This is a genomic window from Streptococcus sp. CSL10205-OR2 (assembly GCF_025660655.1).
Classification (GTDB): domain Bacteria; phylum Bacillota; class Bacilli; order Lactobacillales; family Streptococcaceae; genus Streptococcus.
The window spans coordinates 1-25,841 of sequence record NZ_JAOTIN010000015.1 but is presented as its reverse complement, the minus strand read 5'-3'; the positions used below and the strand labels follow the sequence as shown (position 1 = coordinate 25,841).

General features: G+C 35.2%; 23 protein-coding genes and 1 pseudogene. 18 read left to right on the top strand and 6 right to left on the bottom strand.

All coding sequences use genetic code 11. The annotated features are described in order from the left end of the window. The first annotated feature begins 31 nt into the window (after positions 1-31). The 4 genes from N7659_RS07235 (at position 32) to tpiA (ending at position 3,743) form a co-directional block, all read left to right on the top strand. Positions 32-544, top strand: a complete 513-nt coding sequence (locus N7659_RS07235; protein ID WP_263276484.1) for an RNA polymerase sigma factor — start codon at positions 32-34, stop codon at positions 542-544. Continuing rightward, positions 525-1,505 carry an anti-sigma factor gene (locus tag N7659_RS07230; RefSeq protein WP_263276483.1) on the top strand — a complete coding sequence of 327 codons (981 nt, stop codon included), beginning with the start codon at positions 525-527 and terminating at the stop codon, positions 1,503-1,505. The genes N7659_RS07235 and N7659_RS07230 overlap by 20 nt, the downstream gene beginning before the upstream one ends. A 125-nt stretch (positions 1,506-1,630) precedes the next feature. After that, positions 1,631-2,827 carry an elongation factor Tu gene (tuf, locus tag N7659_RS07225; protein ID WP_263276482.1) on the top strand — a complete coding sequence of 399 codons (1,197 nt, stop codon included), beginning with the start codon at positions 1,631-1,633 and terminating at the stop codon, positions 2,825-2,827. Positions 2,828-2,984: 157 nt separating this feature from the next. Then, positions 2,985-3,743 carry a triose-phosphate isomerase gene (tpiA, locus tag N7659_RS07220; protein WP_263276481.1) on the top strand — a complete coding sequence of 253 codons (759 nt, stop codon included), beginning with the start codon at positions 2,985-2,987 and terminating at the stop codon, positions 3,741-3,743. A 48-nt stretch (positions 3,744-3,791) separates the two neighbouring features. On the opposite strand, the gene N7659_RS07215 is transcribed toward tpiA, so the two are convergent. The 4 genes and pseudogenes from N7659_RS07215 to N7659_RS07200 form a co-directional block, all read right to left on the bottom strand. Next, a complete protein-coding gene (locus tag N7659_RS07215) occupies positions 3,792-5,021 on the bottom strand; it encodes an aminoacyltransferase (RefSeq protein ID WP_263276480.1) in 1,230 nt (409 codons plus the stop codon). Continuing rightward, positions 5,021-6,235 carry an aminoacyltransferase gene (locus N7659_RS07210; RefSeq protein WP_263276479.1) on the bottom strand — a complete coding sequence of 405 codons (1,215 nt, stop codon included), beginning with the start codon at positions 6,233-6,235 and terminating at the stop codon, positions 5,021-5,023. Before N7659_RS07210 ends, N7659_RS07215 begins: the two co-directional genes overlap by 1 nt. Further along, positions 6,235-7,044 carry a sugar-phosphatase gene (gene yidA / locus N7659_RS07205; protein ID WP_263276478.1) on the bottom strand — a complete coding sequence of 270 codons (810 nt, stop codon included), beginning with the start codon at positions 7,042-7,044 and terminating at the stop codon, positions 6,235-6,237. Before yidA ends, N7659_RS07210 begins: the two co-directional genes overlap by 1 nt. Positions 7,045-7,327: 283 nt before the next feature. Beyond that, positions 7,328-8,554, bottom strand: a pseudogene (locus N7659_RS07200) (HD domain-containing protein); the annotation flags it as partial. A 127-nt stretch (positions 8,555-8,681) separates the two neighbouring features. Here N7659_RS07200 and N7659_RS07195 point away from each other — a divergent pair. From N7659_RS07195 to ftsX, 5 genes are all read left to right on the top strand, one after another. Then, on the top strand, positions 8,682-9,074 hold the full coding sequence (locus tag N7659_RS07195; RefSeq protein WP_263276477.1) for a DUF1934 domain-containing protein: 393 nt from the start codon (positions 8,682-8,684) through the stop codon (positions 9,072-9,074). Between the two features lie 188 nt (positions 9,075-9,262). Further along, positions 9,263-11,944: a calcium-translocating P-type ATPase, PMCA-type gene (locus N7659_RS07190; RefSeq protein WP_263276476.1), complete on the top strand. Its 2,682-nt coding sequence runs from the start codon at positions 9,263-9,265 to the stop codon at positions 11,942-11,944. Between the two features lie 436 nt (positions 11,945-12,380). Beyond that, positions 12,381-13,476 (top strand): peptide chain release factor 2 gene (gene prfB, locus N7659_RS07185; RefSeq protein ID WP_263276475.1). Its coding sequence is split into 2 segments (ribosomal slippage): positions 12,381-12,452 and positions 12,454-13,476, totalling 1,095 coding nucleotides; the frame shifts between segments, so codons are not numbered across the junction. Positions 13,477-13,493: 17 nt separating this feature from the next. Continuing rightward, a complete protein-coding gene (gene ftsE / locus N7659_RS07180) occupies positions 13,494-14,186 on the top strand; it encodes a cell division ATP-binding protein FtsE (RefSeq protein WP_263276474.1) in 693 nt (230 codons plus the stop codon). Next, entirely contained in the window at positions 14,179-15,108 is a 930-nt protein-coding gene (gene ftsX, locus N7659_RS07175; RefSeq protein ID WP_263276473.1) for a permease-like cell division protein FtsX, read from the top strand. The genes ftsE and ftsX overlap by 8 nt, the downstream gene beginning before the upstream one ends. Before the next feature lie 59 nt (positions 15,109-15,167). Here the strand turns inward: ftsX and N7659_RS07170 are convergent, their stop codons facing one another. Together N7659_RS07170 and N7659_RS07165 are read right to left on the bottom strand one after the other, a co-directional pair. Next, a complete protein-coding gene (locus N7659_RS07170; RefSeq protein ID WP_263276495.1) occupies positions 15,168-15,803 on the bottom strand; it encodes an MBL fold metallo-hydrolase in 636 nt (211 codons plus the stop codon). Positions 15,804-15,893: 90 nt separating this feature from the next. Then, positions 15,894-17,339 carry a UDP-N-acetylmuramoyl-L-alanyl-D-glutamate--L-lysine ligase gene (locus tag N7659_RS07165; RefSeq protein ID WP_263276472.1) on the bottom strand — a complete coding sequence of 482 codons (1,446 nt, stop codon included), beginning with the start codon at positions 17,337-17,339 and terminating at the stop codon, positions 15,894-15,896. An 89-nt stretch (positions 17,340-17,428) separates the two neighbouring features. Between N7659_RS07165 and N7659_RS07160 the strand changes: the two genes are divergently transcribed. The 9 genes from N7659_RS07160 to N7659_RS07120 all read left to right on the top strand — a co-directional run bounded on the left by N7659_RS07160 (position 17,429) and on the right by N7659_RS07120 (position 25,650). Then, positions 17,429-19,069: a polysaccharide biosynthesis protein gene (locus N7659_RS07160; protein WP_263276471.1), complete on the top strand. Its 1,641-nt coding sequence runs from the start codon at positions 17,429-17,431 to the stop codon at positions 19,067-19,069. 134 nt (positions 19,070-19,203) lie between these two features. After that, positions 19,204-19,833: a uracil phosphoribosyltransferase gene (gene upp / locus N7659_RS07155; protein ID WP_263276470.1), complete on the top strand. Its 630-nt coding sequence runs from the start codon at positions 19,204-19,206 to the stop codon at positions 19,831-19,833. 79 nt (positions 19,834-19,912) lie between these two features. After that, the gene (locus N7659_RS07150; protein ID WP_199567078.1) at positions 19,913-20,503 is read left to right on the top strand and encodes an ATP-dependent Clp protease proteolytic subunit; all 591 of its coding nucleotides are present in this window, start codon (positions 19,913-19,915) and stop codon (positions 20,501-20,503) included. A 234-nt stretch (positions 20,504-20,737) separates the two neighbouring features. After that, positions 20,738-20,989 (top strand): DUF2129 domain-containing protein, encoded by a 252-nt coding sequence (locus N7659_RS07145; RefSeq protein WP_263276469.1) that lies wholly within the window; start codon positions 20,738-20,740, stop codon positions 20,987-20,989. A 108-nt stretch (positions 20,990-21,097) separates the two neighbouring features. Then, positions 21,098-22,267: an ABC transporter substrate-binding protein gene (locus N7659_RS07140; protein WP_263276468.1), complete on the top strand. Its 1,170-nt coding sequence runs from the start codon at positions 21,098-21,100 to the stop codon at positions 22,265-22,267. 83 nt (positions 22,268-22,350) lie between these two features. Next, a complete protein-coding gene (locus N7659_RS07135) occupies positions 22,351-23,220 on the top strand; it encodes a branched-chain amino acid ABC transporter permease (RefSeq protein WP_263276467.1) in 870 nt (289 codons plus the stop codon). A 2-nt stretch (positions 23,221-23,222) separates the two neighbouring features. After that, the gene (locus N7659_RS07130; RefSeq protein ID WP_263276466.1) at positions 23,223-24,179 is read left to right on the top strand and encodes a branched-chain amino acid ABC transporter permease; all 957 of its coding nucleotides are present in this window, start codon (positions 23,223-23,225) and stop codon (positions 24,177-24,179) included. After that, on the top strand, positions 24,179-24,943 hold the full coding sequence (locus tag N7659_RS07125) for an ABC transporter ATP-binding protein (protein WP_263276465.1): 765 nt from the start codon (positions 24,179-24,181) through the stop codon (positions 24,941-24,943). Before N7659_RS07130 ends, N7659_RS07125 begins: the two co-directional genes overlap by 1 nt. Next, positions 24,940-25,650, top strand: a complete 711-nt coding sequence (locus N7659_RS07120) for an ABC transporter ATP-binding protein (protein ID WP_263276494.1) — start codon at positions 24,940-24,942, stop codon at positions 25,648-25,650. Before N7659_RS07125 ends, N7659_RS07120 begins: the two co-directional genes overlap by 4 nt. Positions 25,651-25,841: the final 191 nt, after the last annotated feature.

Genomic DNA, 25,841 nt, shown 5'->3' with positions numbered 1-25,841 from the left:
ATCATCTTATTCGTTATATTAGTGAAAGGGGGTGGGGATAATTAAACTAGATGCTTATGAGACTGAATTGGTAAAAATAGCTCAAGAAGTTAGTTTTTATTTAAGAAAGTCAACTATTTCAAAAGAAGACAGCCTTGATATTACCCAAGACATTTTAGTGAAGTTACTGGAAAGCGAGATTATCCTCCCTCTTGATAAATTGCGTTCTTGGTTTTATCGCTCAGCGATTAGGTTATATATTGATCGCTATAGACGAGATAAAAAGTACCATGAGCTGATTCAAAAATCATTTTTCAATGAAAAAGATTGGCTAAAATATGATGATGATAGTTATTCCTACTTATATGAAGCCATTGAAGAACTGAGTGAACGCTATCAACTGGTTTTAGATTGTTATTACTTTCAAGGATTTACTATTAAAGAAACAGCAAAGCTTCTTGGTATGAGTCAATCACAAGTCAAAACAAATTTGTACCGAGGAAGACAAGAATTGAAAACATTATTACTTCAGAAAGGATATAACGATGGAAATAAACATTTTTGAAAAAATTGCTCAAAAAAATAAAAGAAAGCAGCTTATTAAAACAGTTACTGCCAGTGTTTTGATAGTATTTGTTCTATTATTTTTAGGGTATAAAGGATTGAATGAACTGACTAAAAAACATGGTGAGGAGATAAAGGATAGATATCTGCTTCTTTCGGAAATCGCTTATCCTAATATTTCTTATAGCAATTGGCATTTTTATGCCACCAGCCAATTTACAGGTATTTTTGAATCACATCGTTATAAGAATATAGATGGTATTGAAGTTCCTTTTGAACCTTACCAAGGATACTATTCATTAAACGGAAACCGTGATGTCGATAATGGTGAATACTTATTAGAAGGAGATGATGGCCAGTCAAGTTATACCCATGCTAGTCATTATAAATTTCCTCATTTTTATAACGTTAACTTCAATTACAATGAAAATAGTTATAATCAACTGACTCAAGATATTACTTTTGTACCAGATTTGAAAGGACAAGCAGTTGAGATTGCTGTCACCTTTGATAAACCTTATACTTTAGATGAAATAAGAAACATGATTCCTGATAATTTAATGATTAATTGGTATTGGATTGGAACAACAAGTGATTTTGATACGGTTGATTTTTATCCAAGTGATTTATATGGAATGAAATTATATGAAGACCCTAATCGATCTTCAGATGGGGTTGATTTTGATAGTAATTATGATGTTTTTATCAAAAATCTACAATCAGCACTTGATAATCAATGGATTGAAAGTAGTTATGGTTGGGAAAATGGTCAATTTGAAATAAAAGAAGATGTTCTAAGTTTTATTAATAATAATCCTGATAGTAAAAGTGCTAAATTTTCAGGTGTTATTTTAACGGGACAGGCAGAAAATTTTGAAGCATTGAAAAATAAAGAATGGATTTATGCATCTAATATTGGTCAAACTGTCGAAATAAGACCTTATCATCAGCTAACAAAATAAAGAAATTGGCAAAAGAGTCATAAAAGGCTTGCTTTTTCGCTGTAATTTGTTAAAATAGTAGGGTAAAGTTAGGCTGTTTCATATAGTCTATCTATAAAATATATTTTATTGGAGGCTTTTCCTAAATGGCAAAAGAAAAATACGATCGTAGTAAACCCCATGTTAACATTGGTACAATTGGACACGTTGACCATGGTAAAACTACCCTAACTGCAGCAATTACAACAGTACTTGCACGCCGTCTTCCTAGTTCTGTAAACCAGCCTAAAGACTATGCTTCTATTGATGCTGCTCCAGAAGAACGCGAACGCGGAATCACTATCAATACTGCACACGTTGAGTACGAAACTGAGTCTCGTCACTATGCGCATATTGATGCCCCAGGACACGCGGACTACGTTAAAAACATGATCACTGGTGCTGCTCAAATGGACGGAGCTATTCTTGTTGTGGCTTCAACTGATGGACCAATGCCACAAACTCGTGAGCATATCCTTCTTTCACGCCAAGTTGGTGTTAAACACCTTATTGTTTTCATGAACAAAGTAGACCTTGTTGATGATGAAGAATTGCTTGAATTAGTTGAAATGGAAATCCGTGACCTATTGTCAGAATATGGATTCCCAGGAGATGATCTTCCAGTCATTCAAGGTTCAGCTCTTAAAGCTCTTGAAGGTGATTCAGCAGCAGAAGATGTTATCATGGAATTGATGAAAACTGTTGATGAGTACATTCCAGAACCAGAACGTGATACTGACAAACCACTTCTTCTTCCAGTTGAGGACGTATTCTCAATCACTGGACGTGGTACAGTAGCATCAGGACGTATCGATCGTGGTACTGTTCGTGTTAACGATGAAATCGAAATCGTTGGTATTAAAGAAGACAAAACTAAAGCAGTTGTTACTGGAGTTGAAATGTTCCGTAAACAACTTGACGAAGGTCTTGCAGGAGACAACGTAGGTGTTCTTCTTCGTGGTATCCAACGTGATGAAATTGAACGTGGACAAGTTATTTCTAAACCAGGTTCAATCAACCCACACACTAAATTTAAAGGTGAAGTGTATATCCTTTCTAAAGAAGAAGGCGGACGTCACACTCCATTCTTTAACAACTACCGTCCACAATTCTACTTCCGTACAACTGACGTAACAGGTTCAATTGAACTTCCAGCAGGTACAGAAATGGTTATGCCTGGTGATAACGTGACTATCGATGTTGAATTGATTCACCCAATCGCCGTAGAACAAGGTACAACATTCTCAATCCGTGAGGGTGGACGTACTGTTGGTTCAGGTATCGTTTCAGAAATCGAAGCTTAAGAAATTAAGTTCCCAGATAACAATTATTTGTCAGACAACAAATAAAAAAAGCTCTATCTTGATAGGGCTTTTTTCTGTTGTTGCTAGATAAATCTTTTAAAGATTGATCAAATGTGATATAATATACAATGTAAATAAAAAAAGAAGAGGTAGTGAAATGTCACGTAAACCAATTATCGCAGGAAACTGGAAAATGAATAAAAATGTGCAAGAAGCAGTAGATTTTGTTAATGCTGTCAAAGATAACTTGCCATCAAATGAAGTAGTAGAATCTGTTATTGGTGCTTCACCAGTTTTACTTCATAGTGTTAAAGAAGCAAGTAAAGGTAGCCAATTAAAAGTAGCTGCTCAAAATACTTATTTTGAAGATGCTGGTGCCTTCACTGGTGAAACTAGTCCAAAAGTACTCTCTGATATGGGTATGGACTACGTTATTATTGGTCATTCAGAACGTCGCGAATATTTCCATGAAACTGATGAAGATATTAATAAAAAAGCACATGCTATTTTTAAGAACAACATGACTCCTATTATTTGTTGTGGTGAAACACTTGAAACTTACGAAGCTGGTAAAGCAGTAGAATTTGTTGGTGCACAAGTATCTGCAGCACTTAAAGGTTTGTCTGAAGAACAAGTGTCTTCTTTAGTCATTGCTTATGAGCCAATTTGGGCCATTGGTACTGGTAAATCAGCAACTAAAGATGATGCTCAAAACATGTGTCAAGCTGTTCGTGAAGTAGTAGCAGCTGATTTTGGACAAGACGTTGCTGATAAAGTACGTGTTCAATATGGTGGTTCTGTTAAACCTGAAAATATTGCTGATTATATGGCTTGTCCAGATGTAGATGGTGCTTTAGTTGGAGGAGCTTCTCTTCAGCCAGATAGTTTCTTGGCACTTCTTGATTTTGCTAACTAATCAAATGAATCATAAAAAAACACTTGTTTTAAAACAAGTGTTTTTTCTTTATCTGCCTAGAATCTTTTTAATTCCTTGCAGTAGTCTAAATTTAAATGGACTAGGATAATATCTAAAAGTTCCCATCTTACGAGTGATATAACCATTAAAGTTTTGCTTAAAACGTAAAATACCATCTTCATGGGCAAAATCACCAGTAATACCAAGGAAATTATAAAGTGGGATCTGTTTTTTAATCGCTTCTAGCATAACATATTCTTGTAATAGTGCTGGTGCATAAAACTTATTAAATGCCACATAGGAACCACTAAAGAGATACACTGCTTCTTGTTTGGTATAGATAAAAAGACTTCCAGCTAAGACAACTTCTTGATCACCGTATTCTGTGATAAACTGCTGTGCTTCTTTTTTTCTGATATCAAATGTTTCTATTTGTTGCTGCAATTCAGACAATTGGTTTTGTGTTTTGGTAGATGGTGTTTTTTCAAAACGTTGTTGCAACTGTTCTACTTTTTGCTTTAATTTTTCTTGATCTTGATTCAAATGTTGTAGATAAGTATTGAAGTTTAAAGTAGCTATCATAAACTCTGCCTTATCTTTAAAACTATCAAAGAAATCTTCATAATAATCAAGTGGTTTATCAACATTGCCATATTTTTCAGAAGTAGATGCCGTTATGTCTTTAAAGATTGACAACTCGTCACGTTTCAATTTTTTTAAAGTGATACCAAATGTTTTTGCCTTTTTCACAAGTGGCTTGCCTTTTTTGCTAAAGGATTGTAACAAATGATCACTAGTGATGGTTTTCAAATCTTTCACATAGTGCCAGTCGGGTTCACCACCAGGATAGCCTGTCAACAAACCATCATGATGATAACCTAGATTGGTGAGTATTTCAATCAATTCTTTTTTAGGTTTACTTGTTGGTTTACCATCGCTATCAAAGGTTTGATAGGTATCAAAGGGTTTTACAATTAATTCAAGAGCCCCTTTTTCTTTGGCATAGCTTGTTAATCCCTTATAAAATTCAGATAAAAAACGTGTATCAGAAGAAACAGGACCACTATTGATTTCCATATGAAGGCCACCAGTCATTGGCATCATATAGACTAGTGCAGACACTTTGATGTCTTTTTCAACTTTTAAGCCAACATATGATACCTCATAACCTCTTTTTCTAAAGAGTGTAGCCATTTCTTCAGATTGCATAAAAGATTTGTACTGAACGGATCTGATGTGAGTGAGAAATTCTTCTTTTGTAAGTTCGGTAAAGGCCATTAATGCTTGCTCCTCATTTGTTTACGTATCTGGTAGGCTTTTTTTGATAATCCATATAAAACGGAGTTAACCGGAATATCAAATTCACCAATATATTCTTCAATCATTGGATTAAAATTAGACTTGAATTTTGTTAAACCATCGTCTAAAGTTCCTTCAATGCCTCCCATGTTGGCCCAGATAATCCCATCTTGATAGGCATCTTTAAAAACTTTAGGATAAAGGGTATATTGAGGGAAAAAGCTTTTGAATTCATCGTTCATTCCAGCATAAAGCATTTCCATGACATTTCCAAAACGGATGGATAAAATGCCAGCAATCACTAATTCATCCGGGTATTTTTTAACAAATTCTCCAAATTCTGCAACGTATTTTGCAACAGATTCTTTTTGTTCTGTTAATTTGTTCAAACGTTTCTTTTGATGAGGTTGTGTTTGAGCAATTTGTGTTTCAATGTCTTTTAACTGTTCTTCATAATCCAAAAGACCTTGTTTTAAATTAACTTTTGCTAGGTGTAAGTAGGCATCATCTCCAAAAATAGTCATCATTTTTTTGAAATACTCTTTATTACGAAGAGCAACACCTTTTCTTTCTTCTGTTTGAGCCACAACATCAGCAAAAGCGTCGATATCTTTTTTGGTAGCTCTATAGGTAATAACACCACGATTATTAGCTTTTTTTAGGAGTCTTTTAGTATGCTTTGGAAAGCTATCTTCAATGTTTTCTTGTGTATAGACATTAGCTTGATAGCGAGGTTGAATACTTTCTTCAATTTTTATAGTACAACCACTCCATGAAGCACCAGCTTGCTCAAGTGTTGAGACAATTTCAAGAGTTTCTTTATTGTCTTTTCCCTCTTCCTCTAGAAGGTGTTGACGTAATAAGATGGCTGGGTCAAATTTAATAAAGAGGGCTTTTTTAGTTTTGCCATATTTTTTGAGAGAGTCTATAACAAATTGAACCAATTCTTTGTCAGTATAGTCCATTACGGGACCTCTTGGAATATATAACATGGTCATTCCAAGGGGTAATTGTTTGATTAAAATAGCAGCACTAGCCACTAATTTTTTATCATTGTAGAAACCAATAATATCGTTATCCCAATTGTCTTTTACTTTGGCCCATTGACTACTTTGTAAGAGATTAGTTTGGGAACTGTTTTTGACAAAATCATCATGTTCTTTTGGAGATAATCCTATTTTATAGGTTAACATTATTTTAATACCCATTGGCGTATGGCATAAGCAACGCCACTTTCTTCGTTTGATTTTGTAATGTATTTGGCAATTTTTTTAAGATTTGGATTACCATTTGCCATGACAACAGGACTTGCAACCACCTCAAGCATTGCACGATCATTTTCCTCATCACCGATAGCCATTGTTTCAGACATATCAATCCCTAATGTTTCAGCAAGATGGATAATAGCATTGCCTTTGCTTACTTTTTTATTAACTACTTCTAGATAAAAGGGTTGAGATTTAACCAAACCGTATTTTTTTTGGAATCTCTCGGGAATATTTGCAATAGCTTGATCTAAAATATCTGGTTCGTCAATAAACATGATTTTGATGATATCTTTATTAGCCATCTCTTCTGGTGTGCGATAAAAAATTGGCATGCTAAGCAGCGTAGCTTCGTGGACAGTATATTTTCCGATGTTTTTATTAGCAGTGTAAATACCATCTTTAGTGATAGCATGCATGTGAACACCTAATTTTCGACTCAACCATTCTAAATCTAGGTAGTCATTATAGCTAAGACCTTCTTTAATCAGTTCATTTTCAGTCAGTGTTTCTTGCACTAATCCACCATTAAAAGTAATGACGTAGTCACCTTCTTCTTTAAGACGAAGTTTTTCTAATAGGTGTGTCACACCAGCGATAGGTCTTCCTGTTGTAATAACAATTTTAACACCAGCTTGTTTGGCATCTTGAATCGCGTCATAGACGTCGTTGGTAATTTCTTTTTGATTGTTGATTAATGTGCCATCAATGTCAATAGCGATTAGTTTAATGGTCATGGTTCACTCCAATTTGTTTTATTGTTAAATACTTAACTACTATATTACTAAAATTCTGCTTTTTTGTCATGGACGACTTATATAGAAGAAAAAGAGAAATAAAAACTAGCGAGTTCGTTATCTTTACTGGTGATAAAGAAAAAGTTTAAAAAGAGATGTTATTAGTTACTAGACTCACTTATTTTTTTAAAACAAATTTCAAAAGTTGAGAGGCTAGGATACACCCAGCCTCTTTTTTAGTTTGTTCATTCATAATTGATATGTTTTATGAAATTGGTAATGGTTTACCAAGCATTTCTTTAGGGAAATAAAAACGTTGATCACCGTGGATAGTACCTGAAAGTGCTGCGACTAAGGTTGATAGTTTTGATAGTTCAACAATTTCACCATTTTGTTGCTTAATCTCAATTTGTGTTCTTGGATTTTTAACATCTGGACGGTAGATGTCATAAGGTAAATCAAAATTACGATGAATAGCAGTATAGTAGTCAGGATCATAGCCAGCTTCTTTGACCATTTCTTTTAATCTATCAATATTGGTATGTCCTTTACTATCAAATGTAATAGATTTGAACACTTTACGATTGACAAAACGATTGGCTAAATCTGAGAGAATAAAGTCTGAACAGTTAATCCAGCTTTGGAAATAGGTGTTCATCACACCATCGTCTAAACTGAGATAATCATCAAGAGTAAAACGTTGCTCCAAGAAAGGAATTAGATAAGGTGATGTGGTTTCAAAAAATGCTTTTTGTTCTTTGTATAGAACTTTTGCTCTTTTAAGAAGATTTTGAAGTAAGACTTCCATGGCACGGCTAGCAGGATGAAAGTAAACTTGCATATACATTTGGTAACGACTAATGATATAGTCTTCAACAGCATGTAGACCGCCTGCATCAAAAATAATACCATTTTCAGTGGGCTCAATACTGCTTAAAATCCTTGTTAAATCAAATTCACCATAGCTGGCACCAGTGAAATAAGAATCTCTTAGAAGATAATCCATGCGATCGGCATCAATTTGGCTAGAAATGAGTTGTACGACTTGCTTATTTTGATAAGTATGATTGATGACACTAGCCACTTTTTCGGGAAAATCTGTTGATACTTGGCGAAGCACCGCATTAATTTCAGTCGAAGGACTGGTCACAATTTTTTGGGTAAATTCTTCATGATCTGTTCCAAATAAGCCTTCAAAGGTATGGGAATAAGCACCATGACCAATATCATGAAGTAAGGCTGATACAATGGTTAAAAGGGTATCTTCTGTGTGCCAAATGGTTTCATAATTAGCATTAAAACGCTCTGTCATTCGTCTGGCAATATCATAGACACCAAGGCAGTGAGAAAAACGACTATGTTCACCACCATGAAAGGTATAACTAGTTGTTCCCAGCTGTTTGATACGACGTAATCGTTGAAATTCTTTTGTGTTGATTAAATCATAAATAATCTGTTCCTTAACGATAATGTCATTATGAACAGGATCTCTAAATATTTTTTCTATCATAGGCTTATTATAGCAAAAAAAATAATCTTCTCCCAGAATTAACCGGTAAAAGAGATAAAGATTTTATCATTGCTAAGCTTAGTTAAAATTGATACAATTAAATCCAACAACTAAGGAAACTGATGAAATGAAAATAAAATTAGAAAATACTATAACCATTGATAATCAAATTGATGTTATCACAGAAGAATATGAGGCTGAGTGGGTTAAAAAAGGCGATACCCACTACTTTAGTTACTCTAATAATGAAAAAGAAAAAGTCGTTATTAAATATAAAGAAAATGAATTAGTAATGAGTCGCTTTTCATCACCAACTTCTGTGATGCGGTTTCGTTTAAAAAATTATGACAATGCTAAAATTGCAACACCCATGGGATTACAAAACTTAGTGACCAAGACTAACCATTTAGAAATGGATGTTCATCATAAGAAGATTTTTTTACATTATGATTTATTAATTGAACCTGAAACAGATAATATTTTGGCTTCCTATCAATTATTGCTTAATTGGTTTGATTAGAGACCATGTCACTTGTTATTGACGATAAATTCCTGTATAATAAGAAGATATCAAGGGAGTAGCAGACGGTTTAACCGTGATATGGTCGTCAATCCGAAAGAAATTTCCGGCCATATCTTAAACAGCGAGACTTGTTTTGAAAAAAACAGGTCTTTTTCTATGGAAAAAGACTAGAGGAGGAGACTATTTTGTCTAAAAAACAAAAACGAGAGTTATACTATATCCAAAATGAGGAGGCTGTTTTAGCTGCTTTAAACTCTTCAAAAGAAGGTTTAACCAATCAAGAAGCTCATAAACGCTTAGCCGAGTTTGGTCGCAACGAATTAGAAGAAGGTGAAAAAAGATCAGTTATCGCCAAATTCATCGACCAATTTAAAGATTTAATGATTATTATCTTAGTAGCAGCTGCTATTTTATCAGTGATTACATCAGGTGGTCACGACTGGGCAGATGCTATTATCATTATGGCGGTTGTTGTTTTAAACGCTGCTTTTGGTGTTTATCAAGAAGGTAAAGCAGAAGAAGCAATTGATGCTTTAAAATCAATGTCAAGCCCTGTTGCGCGTGTTCGTCGCGATGGCCATGTGATTGAAGTAGACTCAAAAGATTTAGTGCCGGGTGATGTGGTCTTGTTAGAGGCTGGTGACATTGTTCCTGCAGATATGCGACTATTAGAGGCCAATTCTCTTAAGATTGAAGAATCAGGATTGACGGGAGAGTCTGTTCCAGTTGAAAAAACATTAGATGTTGTCTTAAAAGAAGATGCACCTATTGGCGATCGTGCTAATATGGGCTATCAAAACTCAAGTGTTACCTATGGCCGTGGGATTGGTGTGGTGACAAACACAGGAATGTATACTGAAGTTGGTCATATTGCAGGAATGCTCCAAGATGCTGATGAAACAGATACACCACTCAAACAAAACTTAAATAATTTATCAAAAGTATTGACCTATGTTATTTTGGTCATTGCTGTTGTTACCTTTGTTGTTGGTGTCTTTTTAAAAGGTCAAGATCCACTTAAAGGCTTATTAACATCTGTAGCCTTAGCTGTTGCAGCGATACCAGAAGGTCTGCCAGCTATTGTCACTGTCGTTTTATCACTAGGAACGCAAGTACTGGCTAAAAGAAAATCCTTTGTTAGAAAATTACCAGCAGTAGAAACACTTGGTTCAACTGAAATTATTGCTTCTGATAAAACAGGAACGCTTACTATGAACCAGATGACGGTTGAAAAAATCTACACGAATGGACAATTGTTATCTTCCAGTGAAAAATTAGCAGAAGATAATACTACTTTACGTATTATGACCTTTGCTAATGACAGTAAAATTGCTCAAGATGGAGCCTTAATCGGAGATCCAACAGAAACTGCTTTAATCCAATTTGGTTTAGATCAAAATTTTGATGTTCGTGAGAAATTAGTAGACGAGCCTCGTGTGGCTGAGATGCCATTTGATTCAACACGAAAATTGATGTCTACCATTCATCAGGTAGAAGACAATCGCTATTTTGTTGCTGTTAAAGGTGCTCCTGACCAATTATTGAAACGATTGAGCCATATTGAAGAAAATGGTAATATTCGCCCAATTACAGATGCGGATAAAGAAACGATTTTAACTGTCAATCATGATTTAGCTAAAAGAGCTCTACGTGTTTTAATGATGGCCTATAAATACGAAGACGAGGTGCCTCAATTACAGTCACAAACTCTTGAAAATAATCTTATTTTCTCAGGTTTGGTGGGGATGATTGACCCAGAAAGACCTGAAGCAGCAGAGGCTGTAAGAGTCGCTCGTGAAGCAGGTATCCGACCAATCATGATTACAGGAGACCATCAAGATACCGCTGAAGCTATTGCTAAGCGTCTTGGCATTATCACAGATGATTCAGTTGACCATGTCATGACTGGGGCAGAGCTTAATGACCTATCAGATGAGGATTTCCAAAAAGTAGTTAGTCAGTACTCTGTCTATGCTAGGGTATCACCTGAACATAAGGTTCGTATCGTAAAAGCTTGGCAAACACAAGGTAAAGTTGTTGCCATGACTGGTGATGGTGTTAATGATGCTCCTGCACTTAAAACGGCTGATATTGGTATTGGTATGGGTATCACTGGAACAGAAGTATCAAAAAGTGCTTCTGATATGGTTCTTGCTGATGATAATTTTGCTACCATCATTGTGGCAGTTGAAGAAGGGCGTAAAGTCTTTTCAAACATTCAAAAAACTATTCAGTACTTGCTATCAGCAAATACTGCTGAAGTGTTAACCATCTTCTTATCTACCTTGTTTGGTTGGGATGTGCTACAACCTGTTCATCTCTTATGGATTAACTTGGTAACTGATACGCTACCAGCGATTGCTTTAGGTGTTGAACCGGCTGAACCAGGTGTTATGAGTCACAAGCCTAGAGGTAGAAAATCAAGTTTCTTTGCGGGTGGTGTCATGGAAGCAATCATCTATCAAGGTATTTTGCAAACTGTTCTTGTTCTTGGTGTTTACGGTTTTGCTCTTAGCTTCCCTGAACATAGCACCTACCAAGAAATACACGCAGATGCCTTAACGATGGCTTATGCAACCCTTGGTTTTATTCAGCTATTCCATGCTTATAATGTGAAATCAGTTTATCAATCCATCTTTAAAGTTGGACCATTTAAAAATAAACTCTTTAACTGGTCGATTATTATTGCCTTTTTACTATTGTTGTCAACCCTTGTTGTTCCAGGTTTCAATCAATTCTTCCATGTCAGCCTATTAACACCAGGACAATGGCTAGTGACCTTTATTGGAAGTTTTTCAATGATTATCATTGTCGAATTGGTTAAATGGGGACAAAGAAAACTTGGTATGGATAAAAACGCCATTTAACAGTTAAATAGACTATAACTTAAGTGACTAGAATTTCCTAGTCACTTTTAGTTTTCACTAAAACAGTTGGAAAAGTGATTCCAAATGTTAACGACTTGCAACAAAAGTAATAATTAGTAATGATTTCGTCTTGCAGACTTTATAATTTTCCTTTAAAATAGTACTATAGAAATTGTGCCCTATTATTTTATAGCTTAAAAAGTGTTTTCTCTAATCAACGGTTAACTATATGAGAAAACTATTCTACAACGATGTAGAGTCATAAGATAGTCAGAAATAAAAAAAGTGCTACAGTCTACTATCAGACTAGTATTTTTATTTTGTCTTAGCTTTTGTGAGTTGGTAATGAAAATTTTCTTAAATAATTACTATAAGAATGGCAATACAAGCTCATCTATGATAGAATAGGTAGAATTATATTAAAGAGGTATAGACCATGGATATTTCAGAAATCCGTCAGAAAATAGTAGAAAATAAAGAGAAGTTGACTAGCTTCAGGAGGTCTCTTTGACCTAGAGCGATTGGAAGAAGACATTGCTCTCTTAGAAAACGAAATGACTCATCCTCATTTTTGGGATGATAATATTAAGGCTCAAAAAGTATCTCAGGAACTTAATGATTTAAAATCAAAATACCAAACCTTTCAGACAATGGTTGAACTCAGTGAAGAAGTTGAGATTTTAGAAGAAATGGTTTCAGAAGATGCTTCTGTTCAAAGTGAATTAGAAGAAACCTTAAATAAGCTGGATAAAATGATGATTAGTTATGAAATGACACTCTTATTGTCAGAACCCTATGACAGTAACAATGCCATTTTAGAAATTCATCCAGGATCTGGTGGTACAGAAGCACAAGACTGGGGTGACATGCTCCTTAGAATGTACACGCGTTTTGGTAATGCCAGAGGCTTTAAGGTAGAAGTCCTAGATTATCAAGCTGGTGATGAGGCAGGCATTAAAAGTGTGACACTTTCTTTTGAGGGTACCAATGCTTATGGTCTTTTAAAATCAGAAATGGGTGTTCATCGACTAGTGAGAATATCGCCGTTTGATTCAGCAAAACGGCGTCACACATCCTTTGCATCAATTGAAGTGATGCCTGAGTTAGATGATACCATTGAAGTAGAGATTAAAGATGACGACATTAAAATGGATACCTTTCGCTCAGGTGGCGCTGGTGGACAAAATGTCAATAAAGTGTCAACAGGTGTTCGTTTGACCCATATTCCAACAGGAATTGTTGTGTCATCAACTGTTGATAGAACACAATATGGCAACAGAGATCGTGCTATGAAAATGCTTCAAAGTAAACTCTATCAATTAGAACAAGAGAAAAAAGAACAAGAAGTCTCTGCTCTAAAAGGAGATAAAAAAGAAATTACCTGGGGAAGCCAGATAAGATCTTATGTTTTTACTCCGTATACAATGGTTAAAGATCATCGGACAAACTTTGAAGTCGCTCAGGTAGATAAAGTGATGGATGGTGACATTGATGGCTTTATCGATGCTTATCTCAAATGGCGAATAGAATAATAAGAGAGGAAAAAATAATGGCATTAATTGAAATGAGAGATGTGAGCAAGAAATATCATCGCTCAACAACAGCACTTAGAAATGTATCTATTACTGTTGATAAGGGTGAATTTGTTTATATCGTTGGTCCTTCAGGGGCTGGGAAATCAAGTTTTATCAAACTACTTTACCGTGAGGAAAAACTAACTAAAGGTTCTTTAAAAGTAGCTGGTTTTGATTTGAATAAATTGAAAAAAAGAGAAGTCCCATACTTGCGTCGTAGTATTGGTGTTGTCTTCCAAGACTATAAACTACTTCCTAAGAAAACAGTTTTTGAAAATGTTGCTTATGCCATGGAAGTTATTGGTGAAAGACCACGTAATATCAAAAAACGTGTTCCTGAAGTACTAGAACTAGTTGGTTTAAAACATAAAATGAGATCATTTCCTGATCAATTATCAGGTGGTGAGCAACAACGTGTTGCAATTGCTCGTGCCATCGTTAATAATCCTAAATTATTGATTGCTGATGAACCAACAGGAAACTTGGACCCTGATAATTCATGGGAAATCATGCAATTACTAGAGCGGATTAACCTTCAAGGGACAACGATTTTAATGGCAACGCACAATAAAAATATCGTTGACACATTGCGTCATCGAGTGATTGCGATTGAAGATGGTCGTGTTGCTCGTGATGAAGAAAAAGGAGAGTACGGTTACGATGATTAGAAGATTTTTTAGACATTTATGGGAATCAATGAAAAATCTCAAAAGAAATGGCTGGATGACATTTGTGGCGATTAGCTCGGTGTCAATCACTTTAATTCTTGTGGGAATTTTTTCAGCTGTGATTGCAAATACAGAACGTTTAGCAACTGGTATTGAAAAAAATATTCAAGTCAATGCCTTTTTACTAGTTGATTCAACTGACTACGTAGAACAAATTCCAAATCAAGATGGCACTTTAGTGGCTAATGAGAATTATCATAAAATATACGATCAGATTGCTGCTATACCTGAAGTTGAAAAAATTGATTTTTCTGACAAAGAAGAGCAGTTAAAAAATCTTCAAGAAACACTTGGCGATTCATGGGAAATTTTTGAAGGAGATGCTAATCCACTTAGCACCGTCTACATCATTACAACAACATCACCACAAGCTGTTAAAAGTGTTGCCAAAGAAGTTGAAGGTATTAATGGTATTGATTCTGTCGAATATGGTGGAGCAAATACTGAGAGAATCTTTAGGATAGCTGGCGTTATCAGAACTTGGGGACTTGTAGGTGCTGGTTTACTATTATTTGTTGCTGTTTTCCTTATCTCTAATACCATTCGTATCACCATTATTTCTCGTCGAAGAGAGATTATGATTATGCGATTAGTAGGAGCAAAGAATTCTTATATTAGATGGCCATTCTTTCTTGAAGGCGCTTGGGTGGGCCTTATTGGGGCTATTTTACCATCATTAATCTTATTTTATGGTTATCATTTTGTTTATCAAAAATTCAATGTGGCTTTAATCAAGCAAAATTTATCAATGTATGAGCCTGATGTTTTTCTACTATATGCTATGGGAGCTTTATTCCTCATCGGAATTCTTATCGGTTCAGTAGGATCAGTTCTATCAATGAGACGATACTTAAAAGCTTAATCAAGAGATACAGATAAAAAACCTATAAGAGTACAACAGAACTGTACTCCTATAGGTTTTTATGTTAGGTAGGGATTAAACATTTTTTCATGACTAATCACAGTATTTTGCCCGTGCCCAGGAAAAACACGATAATGTTTGGGTAAGGTTAATAGTTGTGTTTTAATACTAGTAATTAGCTGGTCATAATTCCCAGTTGGTAAATCAGTTCTGCCAATTGTTCCTTTGAAAAGAGCATCACCTGTAAAAACAGCTTCACTTTCAGGGAAAATCAAGGACACACTGCCAATCGAATGACCAGGTGTTTCAACAACTTTAAACTGAAACCCTTCGATATTATAGTCTTTATGATCGTCATAAAAATAATCTGCAGGCTTGATAATAACATCACCCATGCCTTCAAATCTTCCAAGAGCCGAAAGATTGTCTTTAGGTGATCCAAGCCAGTCAGCTTCTTGTTTTGATACATAAACAGGGGGATGATTAAATGCTTCTCTCACATCATCAACACTGACGATATGATCATAATGAGTGTGCGTGAGAAGAATAGCCACCACAGGTTTTCCTAAGGAAGTAATTTTATTTAAGATATCTTTTGTGTTACTACCTGGATCAATGACAATGGTTGCTTGGTTATTGGTAAGGTAGTAGGTGTTTTCACCAGCCATACGATTAACAGATTTTAAAATTTTCATTGTCATAATAGTCCTCTCATAGAAAAAATAACTGAGACTGTCAAAAATAAATCGCTAGGTTAATATGGGAAATAATAGCTTTCTTATCTTCTATAGATATTTTTTAGCTAAAGCCCTGTCACCCTCATAGGCTACTTTTTGCCCATCAATAATTTGATAAGCATCAGCCCCTTTACCGGCAATAACAACAGCATCACTAGCATGACTTGTCAGAGTCATAGCTGTTTTAATGGCTGTTTCTCGATCGGTAATGATATCCACTGAACGCTTGATATGACTAGCAATTTCTTGAGCAATAACAAAAGGATCTTCATAATTAGGATCATCAGCCGTTAAAATCACATGGATATGAGGGAATTGATTAATAACCTCTCCAAAATCTTTTCTACGACTCTCACCTTTGTTGCCAGTGGCACCGATAATAAGAACAATTTGACCTGTTTGATGCTGAGTAACAACAGAGAGAAGTTGTTTAAGACTCACACCATTATGCGCATAATCAACAAAAACTCTAGCCCCATTTTTTTGTGTTAAAACTTCCATTCTTCCAGGGACGACTGTTTCAGCAATACCTTTTTGGATGTCTTCTAGGCTAGCCCCTAGTTTTAGTGCAGCTAAACCGCTTGCCAGGGCATTTTCTTGATTAAAATGACCAATTAATTGACTATCGTAGTGTCCAGCTAATTTACCGGTTATTTCAAATGAAAACGACTGGCTATTCAAAATAGCATTTTCAGAGTCTTTTCCATAGAAATCATGAGGTCTATCAGCAACTTGTTCTTTGATCACATCAAAATGATCCATTTGATGATTAACAACAACAAAGCGACTATTTTCTAATAACAGACGTTTGTGGTAAAAATAATCTTCAAAAGTAGGATGTTCAATAGGACCAATATGGTCTGGACTAATATTTAAAAAGACCCCAACATCGAAGGTTAACCCATACACACGTTTCATCAAATAAGCCTGACTTGAAACTTCCATGATGAGATGGGTGCGACCATTTTCAACAGCTTTTGCCATCATTGCCAAAAGATCTATACTTTCTGGTGTGGTTAAGGCAGATTTGAAAAATGTTTTGCCATCCAAAGTGGTGTTCATCGTTGATAATAAAGCGGGCTTATGACTTTGTTTTAGGATGTGATAGGCATAATAAGCAGCTGTTGTTTTTCCTTTAGTTCCCGTAAAAGCCAATAGTTTCAATTTATTTTGTGGGTAATCATAGAAAGCTTGAGCAATTAAACTCATGGCTTGTTTGATATCATTCACCAAAATAACTGGAATAGTCAGTTCATAATCTTTTTCAGAAACGTAGTATTGTAAACCATCAGAAATGGCTTGTTCTAAATAACTTTTATTAAATTCACGTCCTTTTGCAAAGAAAAGAGTAGATTTTGAGACATTTCTACTATCATAGCTAAGCGCATCAAATGTCTCTTCTTTCCAATCATAATAAAAGTGATTATTCAACACAATTTCTCTGAAATTATTATCATTTTTTAAAATCGTTAAGGTTTTTTTCATTGTAATCATACTTTATATTTTAGACTTAAAGTTCTCGATTTACAAGTCTTACGCAAAAGTTTATAATAAAATTATCACGAATGAGAAAGATTAAAAACATGAGCAAACAGAAATCAAAAATGACACAACAAGAAAAAATGGTTCAAGGAACGGCTTGGCTAACTTTTGGTAATTTTTTGAGTCGCTTATTAGGTGCGATTTACATTATTCCATGGTATGCATGGATGGCACCTCACGCAGCAGAAGCCAATGCTCTTTTTGGTATGGGTTATGAAATTTATGCGCTCTTTTTATTGGTATCAACAGTAGGTATTCCTGTTGCAGTCGCTAAACAAGTGGCAAAATACAACACACTTGATAAACCTGAGATGAGCTTTTACTTGATTCGTAAAGTCTTTATGTTCATGCTTTTGTTGGGTTCCTTTTTTGCTGTTATCATGTTCTTTGGCTCTCCTGTTTTAGCAGGCTTAAGCGGTGGTGGTAAAGATTTGATTCCTGTCATGCAAAGCTTAACATTAGCTGTTTTGGTCTTTCCAGCCATGAGTGTTTTAAGAGGATTTTTCCAAGGTTTTAATAATCTAAAACCGTATGCCATCAGTCAAATAGCAGAACAAGTCATTCGAGTTATCTGGATGCTTTTAACAGCCTTTTACATCATGAAAATGGGTTCAGGTGATTATGTGGCAGCCGTTACCCAATCAACCTTTGCAGCCTTTATTGGTATGTTTGCTTCCTTATCTGTTTTGGTTTATTTCTTATGGAAAGAAAACATGCTCCATCAGGTCTTTTTAAAAGCACCAAAATCAATAGACCTTGATACCAAATCTATTTTAATGGAAACGATTAAAGAGGCTATTCCTTTTGTGATTACTGGTAGTGCGATTCAAGTTTTTCGCTTGATTGACCAAATGACTTTTATTAATAGCATGGGGTGGTTTACAGATTATTCTAATCGTGAACTACGGATTATGTTTGCCTATTTTTCATCAAATCCTGGTAAGCTAACCATGATTTTAATTGCTGTAGCCACAGCTATAGCCGGAACAGGTATTCCTTTGTTGACCGAAAACATTGTTAAAAATGACAAAAAAGCAGCAGCAAAATTGGTTATTAACAATACACAGATGCTCTTTTTATTCTTATTACCAGCTATTTTTGGCTCGGTTGTTTTAGCCGTTCCACTATATACGGTTTTTTATGGAGTACCAGACGTTTTAGCACTACATTTATTTATTGTTTCCTTGCTCCAAACGGTCTTTTTGGGATTATACACTGTATCATCACCAATGCTACAAGCCTTGTTTGAAAATCGTAAGGCTGTCCTTTATTTTCTATATGGTGTTATCGCAAAACTAATTTTACAGATTCCCTTTATTTTTGTTTTTCACTCTTACGGTCCTTTATTATCTACGATGATTGCCCTCATTATTCCCATTGTATTTATCTATAAACGCATTCATGAGATTACAAATTTTAATCGTAGCTTACTTGTTAAAAGCAGTACCTTGATGATTATTATGACCATAGTTATGGTTGTTGCCGTTATCGTTGTTAATGGTATTTTAGGTTTAATAGCACTCCCACAAAATCGCCTATTAAGTGTTATTTACTTGATTTTAGTTGGTGGTGTTGGGATTATTGTGTACGGTGGACTTTCCTTATGGAGTGGGGCACTTGACTTATTACTTGGAGAAAAAGCAGTAGCATTAAGAAAAAAATTGGGCTGGCAGAAAGAATAATTTTTCGAACAAAGTCATACTTTATTTGATATTGGTTTATCCTATAAGAACAAAAAAATATCACTTTTTATCATCCTCTTTTAGAGGATTTTTTGATATAATAGAGAGAATAAAAAAAGAAGGCGGTTATTAACATGGGAAAATTTCAGGTTATGTCACATCCACTCATTGAACACAAGTTATCTATCTTGAGACGAACTACAACATCGACAAAAGATTTCCGTGAACTTGTTAATGAAATTGCAATGCTAATGGGATATGAAGTTAGTCGTGATTTGCCTCTTGAGGATGTTGAAATTGAAACACCTATCACTAAGACAGTTCAAAAACAACTGACAGGTAAAAAACTAGCGATTGTTCCTATCTTGAGAGCTGGTATTGGTATGGTTGATGGCTTATTAAGTTTGGTTCCTGCTGCTAAAGTTGGTCACATCGGTATGTACCGTAATGAAGAAACCTTAACACCTGTTGAATACCTAGTAAAACTACCTGATGATATCGCAAAACGTCAAATTCTTTTAGTCGATCCAATGCTTGCAACAGGTGGTTCAGCAGTTCTTGGTGTTGATTCACTGAAAAAGCGTGGAGCTACTAATATCAAGTTTGTTTGTCTAGTAGCTGCTCCAGAAGGTGTAAAAGCCCTTCAAGAAGCACATCCTGATGTTGATATTTATGCCGCAGCTTTAGATGAAAAATTAAATGAAGATGGCTACATTGTGCCCGGTTTAGGAGATGCAGGCGATCGTTTATTTGGTACAAAATAAGTGAGTGTTAAATATTTGACCAATTTTGACCAAAGGAGTATAATGAAGTCATTATTAGAAATAAAGGAGAAATTGACAAATGATTCCTGTAGTTATTGAACAAACAAGTAGAGGCGAACGCTCATATGATATTTATTCTCGTCTCCTTAAAGATCGCATTATTATGTTAACAGGCCCAGTTGAAGACAATATGGCCAATTCTGTCATTGCTCAATTGCTTTTCCTAGATGCCCAAGACAGTACCAAAGATATTTATCTTTATGTTAATACACCTGGCGGTTCTGTCTCAGCAGGATTAGCCATTGTGGATACAATGAACTTTATTAAAGCAGATGTCCAAACAATCGTTATGGGGATGGCTGCTTCAATGGGAACGGTCATTGCTTCAAGTGGTGCTAAAGGCAAACGTTTCATGCTACCACATGCTGAATACATGATTCACCAACCAATGGGTGGTACTGGTGGTGGCACACAACAAACGGATATGGCTATTGCTGCTGAACATTTATTGAAGACACGTCGTACTTTAGAAAAAATCTTAGCAGATAATTCTGGTAAGACTGTTAAACAAATTCATAAAGATGCTGAACGTGATTATTGGATGAGCGCAGAAGAAACATTAGCTTATGGTTTCATTGATGAAATTATGGCAGCAAATGAATTGAAATAAAAAAAGATACCTATTAAAAAGTGGTTTGAACTTGTTCAAACTGCTTTTTTTTGTATTAATGATTTAGCTATTATTTTTAAAACCAAGCTAAGATTTCTAAAAAAAAGACTTTATGCTATAATTTAAAATAGATAAAAAAGTCAATGATGAGGTGTTAAAACCTTTAATACAATGAAGCTAAAATCAATCACAGATAATAAAACTAAAATAATGATAGGGAAAGGAGAATAACAAGTGTTTGATAAAACTAACCGTGTAGGGATTATTGTGCATCTTTACTACAATCGAGATGCTAAAAAAATTATGAAGTATGGTGATTTCGTTTATCATTCTCGTCGAATGAGATATCTTGTCTTGTATGTTAATCAAGAAGAAGTTGATTCCGTTTTGCATAAATTAAAAGAGTTGAAGTTTGTTAAAGAAGCTTATCCTTCTTATTTTGAAGATATTGACTTCAATTTCGTTGGTAATTTATGGGAAAAATAAAAATATTCAGAAAATTTTGTAAAAAAGAGCAATATCACTTGACAATTGTCAGATAATTCTGTATTCTTAATAGCATATCTATATAGGATGGCATTAAGGAGAAAGTATATGAAGAAAAAATGGTTATTAGCAGCAGTGACGTTCTTAACAACAACGGCTCTTGTTGCCTGTGGTAGTGCGCCAACAACTTCCTCAAACTCTGAGGGTAATGAAATTGGTGATACTGTCAAAATCGGTCTTAATTTCGAGTTAACTGGCGGTGTGGCTGCTTATGGTGTGCCTCAAAAAAATGCAGCTGAATTAGCGGTTGAAGAAATTAATGCCGCAGGTGGTATTGATGGTAAGCAAGTAGAATTAATTTCTAAAGACAATAAATCTGAAAATAGTGAATCTGCCTCAGTAACTACTAACTTAGCAACAGAAGGCAAAGTTAATGCCATTATTGGACCAGCGACGTCTGGTGCAACGGCAGCTGCATCACCCAATGCCACTTCTGCTGGTGTTCCTCTTGTGACACCTTCTGGTACTCAAGATAGTCTAACAGTTAATGAAGATGGTAGTGTACAAGAGTATGTTTTTCGTGCAACGTTTATTGATAGCTATCAAGGAAATGTTATCTCCAAATTTACAGCAGATAACTTAAATGCTGATAAAGTTGTTCTTTATTATGATAATTCCAGTGATTACGCCAAAGGAATTGCTAAGGAATTTAAGGCAACTTATAAAGGTGAAGTTGTTAAAGAATTAACATTCCAATCAAAAGACACTGACTTCCAAGCAGCCTTAACTGAAATTAAAGATTTAGACTTTGATGCCATTGTGATGCCAGGTTATTATAATGAAACAGGGCTTTTAACCAAACAAGCACGTGATTTAGGCATTACACAACCCATTGTTGGGCCAGACGGTTTTGGAGATGAAAAATTTGTTGAATTAGCTGGTGATGCAGCAACAACAGATGTTTATTACTTATCAGGATTCTCTTCAGAAATTTCAGATAGTGCGGCTGGCTTTATCGAAAAATATAAAGCAAAATATGGCGAAGAACCATCAATGTTCGCAGCTTTAGCTTATGACGCTGTTTATATGGTTGCTAAAGCAACAGAAGGTGCTAAGTCATCTAAAGATATTGCCGAAAATCTTGCAAAATTATCTGATTTTGAAGGCGTTACTGGTTCTATAACCATTGATGAAAATCACAACCCTGTAAAATCAGTTGTTATGATTGGTCTTAAGGATGGTAAAGAAGATTCTGCTACAGTTGTTTCAGCTGAGTAATCTTGCCTTATCTTCACAGTCAATATCTGGAAAGGCAATAGTCTTTCCAGATATTATTATTTTATAGAAAGTTTGGTGAATACATGCTTCAACAACTTGTTAATGGGCTTATTTTAGGTAGTGTTTATGCTCTATTAGCATTAGGCTATACCATGGTCTATGGTATTATTAAACTAATCAATTTTGCCCATGGTGATTTGTATATGATGGGAGCTTTTATAGGCTACTATCTCATCAATCAATTCAAAATGAATTTTTTTATCGCTCTTATTTTAACAATGTTAATCACAGCTGCTTTAGGGGTATTGATAGAATTCTTAGCTTATCGACCACTTCGTCAATCAACACGTATTGCAGCTTTAATCACTGCCATTGGTGTTTCTTTTTTCTTAGAATATGGTATGGTCTATCTCTTTGGAGCTAATACAAGAGCTTTTCCACAAGCCCTAGAAACCGTTAAATATAACGTTGGTCCAATTAGTATTACTAATGTGCAATTAACTATTTTGGGGGTTTCTTTATTACTAATGATTCTTTTACAATTTATTGTTAAAAAGACAAAAATGGGAAAAGCTATGCGCGCTGTTTCTGTGGATAGTGATGCAGCAGAATTGATGGGAATTAATGTTAATAGTACCATTAGTTTTACTTTCGCTTTAGGTTCAGCCTTGGCGGGTGCAGCGGGTGTTTTAATTGGTCTTTATTATAATTCCATAGATCCACTTATGGGGATGACACCTGGTATTAAAGCCTTTGTTGCTGCCGTTTTAGGTGGGATTGGTATTATTCCTGGTGCTGCTATTGGTGGTTTTGTCATTGGGCTTTTAGAAACGTTTTCAGTATCATTTGGCTTATCAAGCTACCGTGATGCAGTTGTTTATGCTGTTTTAATTATTATTTTATTGGTTAAGCCAGCCGGAATTTTTGGTAAAAATGTGAAAGAGAAGGTGTAAGGATGAAAAAGAATTTAAAAGTTAATCTTCTTTGGGCTCTCTTAGTTATCGTCTTTTTTGCACTCATTGCCATTTTATCAAGTACAGGGTTACTAGGCATTTACTACCTTCAAATTTTGATGGGTATTGGTATTAGCATGATTATGGCGCTTGGAACTAACTTAGTATTAGGTTTTTCTGGGCAATTTTCTCTTGGGCAAGCAGGATTCATGGCAATTGGTGCTTATGCTACAGCTATTTTAACCAAATCAATGCCTACTTATGCTGGTTTTTATATTTCTATGCTTGTTGGAGTTTTAATCGCAGCAGTAGTTGCTCTTATTATTGGTATTCCAACCCTTCGTTTAAAAGGTGATTATTTAGCCATTGCAACATTAGGAGCATCAGAAATCATCAGAATCATCATCGTTAATGGTGGTGAATTGACTAATGGTGCTGCAGGATTATCAGGTATTCTTCAATACACTACATGGCCTGTTGTTTTTATCTTTGTCGTTTTGATTACTATTTTAGTCTTAAACTATTTAAGAAGTCCTCTAGGTCGCCAAGTCATTGCCATCAGAGAAGATGAGATTGCTTCTGAGTCAATGGGGGTTAACACGACAAATATCAAAGTGTTAACTTTTGTGATTGCAGCCATGACTGCCAGTATCGCAGGGTCACTCTATGTAGGATATATTGGAACAGTTGTTCCCAAAGACTTTACGGTCATGAAATCTATTGAATACCTGATTATTGCTGTTTTAGGTGGTCTCGGTTCTATTACGGGAACAATCGTTGCAGCACTTGTACTTGGTATTTTAAACATGTTTCTCCAAAATGTTTCTGAACTACGTATGATTATCTACTCATTAGCATTGATACTTGTGATGGTCTTTAGACCAGGCGGGCTTTTGGGAACAAAGGAATTAATCTTATCCAAATGGTTTAAAAAGGATCTTAAGGAGGGCAAAAACTAATGGCACTTCTAGAAGTAAAAAATGTCACCAAAAACTTTGGTGGTTTAACGGCAGTTGGAAATGTGAGTATTGAACTTAACAAAGGAGAACTTGTTGGTCTTATCGGACCAAACGGGGCTGGTAAAACAACTTTGTTTAATCTTTTAACAGGTGTTTACGAGCCAACTGAGGGTAGTATCATTTTAGATGGTACGGAATTGAATGGGAAAACGCCATATAAAATTGCTTCCTTAGGTTTATCAAGGACTTTTCAAAATATTCGTCTTTTTAAAGATATGACCGTCTTAGATAATGTTTTAGTTGGCATGGCAAACAACAAAAGTTCAGATTTTTTAACCTCTTTGCTAAGACTTCCCAAGTTTTATCATAAAGAAGAAGAACTAAAAGAAAAAGCCTTATCACTATTAGCTATTTTTGATCTAGATAAGTATAGTGATTACTTGGCAAAAAACCTTCCTTATGGTCAACAAAGACGCCTTGAAATTGTTAGGGCTCTTGCAACAGATCCTAAAATCTTATTCTTAGATGAACCGGCAGCTGGGATGAACCCACAAGAAACGGCAGATTTAACAAACTTAATTAGACAGGTGAAAGACCAATTTAATATCACCATTATTCTTATTGAACATGATATGAGTCTTGTTATGGAAGTCACTGAGAGAATTTATGTTTTAGAATATGGACGTCTGATTGCGCACGGTTTGCCTGAAGAAATCAAGACCAACAAGCGCGTTATTGAAGCTTATTTAGGAGAGGAGGGATAATGATGTTAACTGTTAAAAATTTATCTGTTAGCTACGGTGTGATTGAAGCTGTAAGAGATGTTTCTTTTGATGTTAATGAAGGAGAAATTGTTAGTCTCATAGGTGCAAATGGTGCTGGTAAGACCTCTATTCTTCGAACAATCTCAGGGTTAGTAAGACCAAGTAAAGGCGACATTTCTTTTTTAGGCAATCCTATTCATAGAGTCCCTGCAAGAAAAATTGTAGCTTCTGGCTTATCTCAAGTGCCAGAAGGAAGGCATGTTTTTTCTGGTTTAACGGTTTTAGAAAATCTTGAAATGGGAGCTTTTTTACAAACTAATCGAGAAGAAAATCAAAAGAATTTGAAAAAGGTATTTTCACGTTTTCCTCGATTAGAAGAAAGAAAAAATCAAGATGCTGCCACTTTATCAGGTGGTGAGCAGCAAATGTTGGCTATGGGAAGAGCATTGATGAGTCAACCGAAATTGTTACTTCTTGATGAACCTTCTATGGGTCTTGCGCCAATTTTTATTCAAGAGATTTTTGATATTATTTTAGATATTCAAAAACAAGGAACAACGATTTTATTGATTGAACAAAATGCACACAAAGCTTTATCGATTGCTGATAGAGGTTATGTTTTAGAAACTGGTAAAATTGTTCTTTCAGGTACTGGACAAGACTTACTAACTTCTGATGAAGTGAGAAAAGCTTATCTTGGTGGTTAAAGATAAAAAAAGAAAAACCTTATAAGGAATATGAACTGCACCCCAAAAGTTAGACAAAAAATCTAGGCTCTTTGTCAACTGTAGTGGGTGACTATTCATCAAGATCGGGAGAGAATCACATTGATTCTCTCCCTTTTAATGTTCAAAGCGATGAGAATTTTTGTTTTAAAGTTGTTAAAGTTTCTAAACCC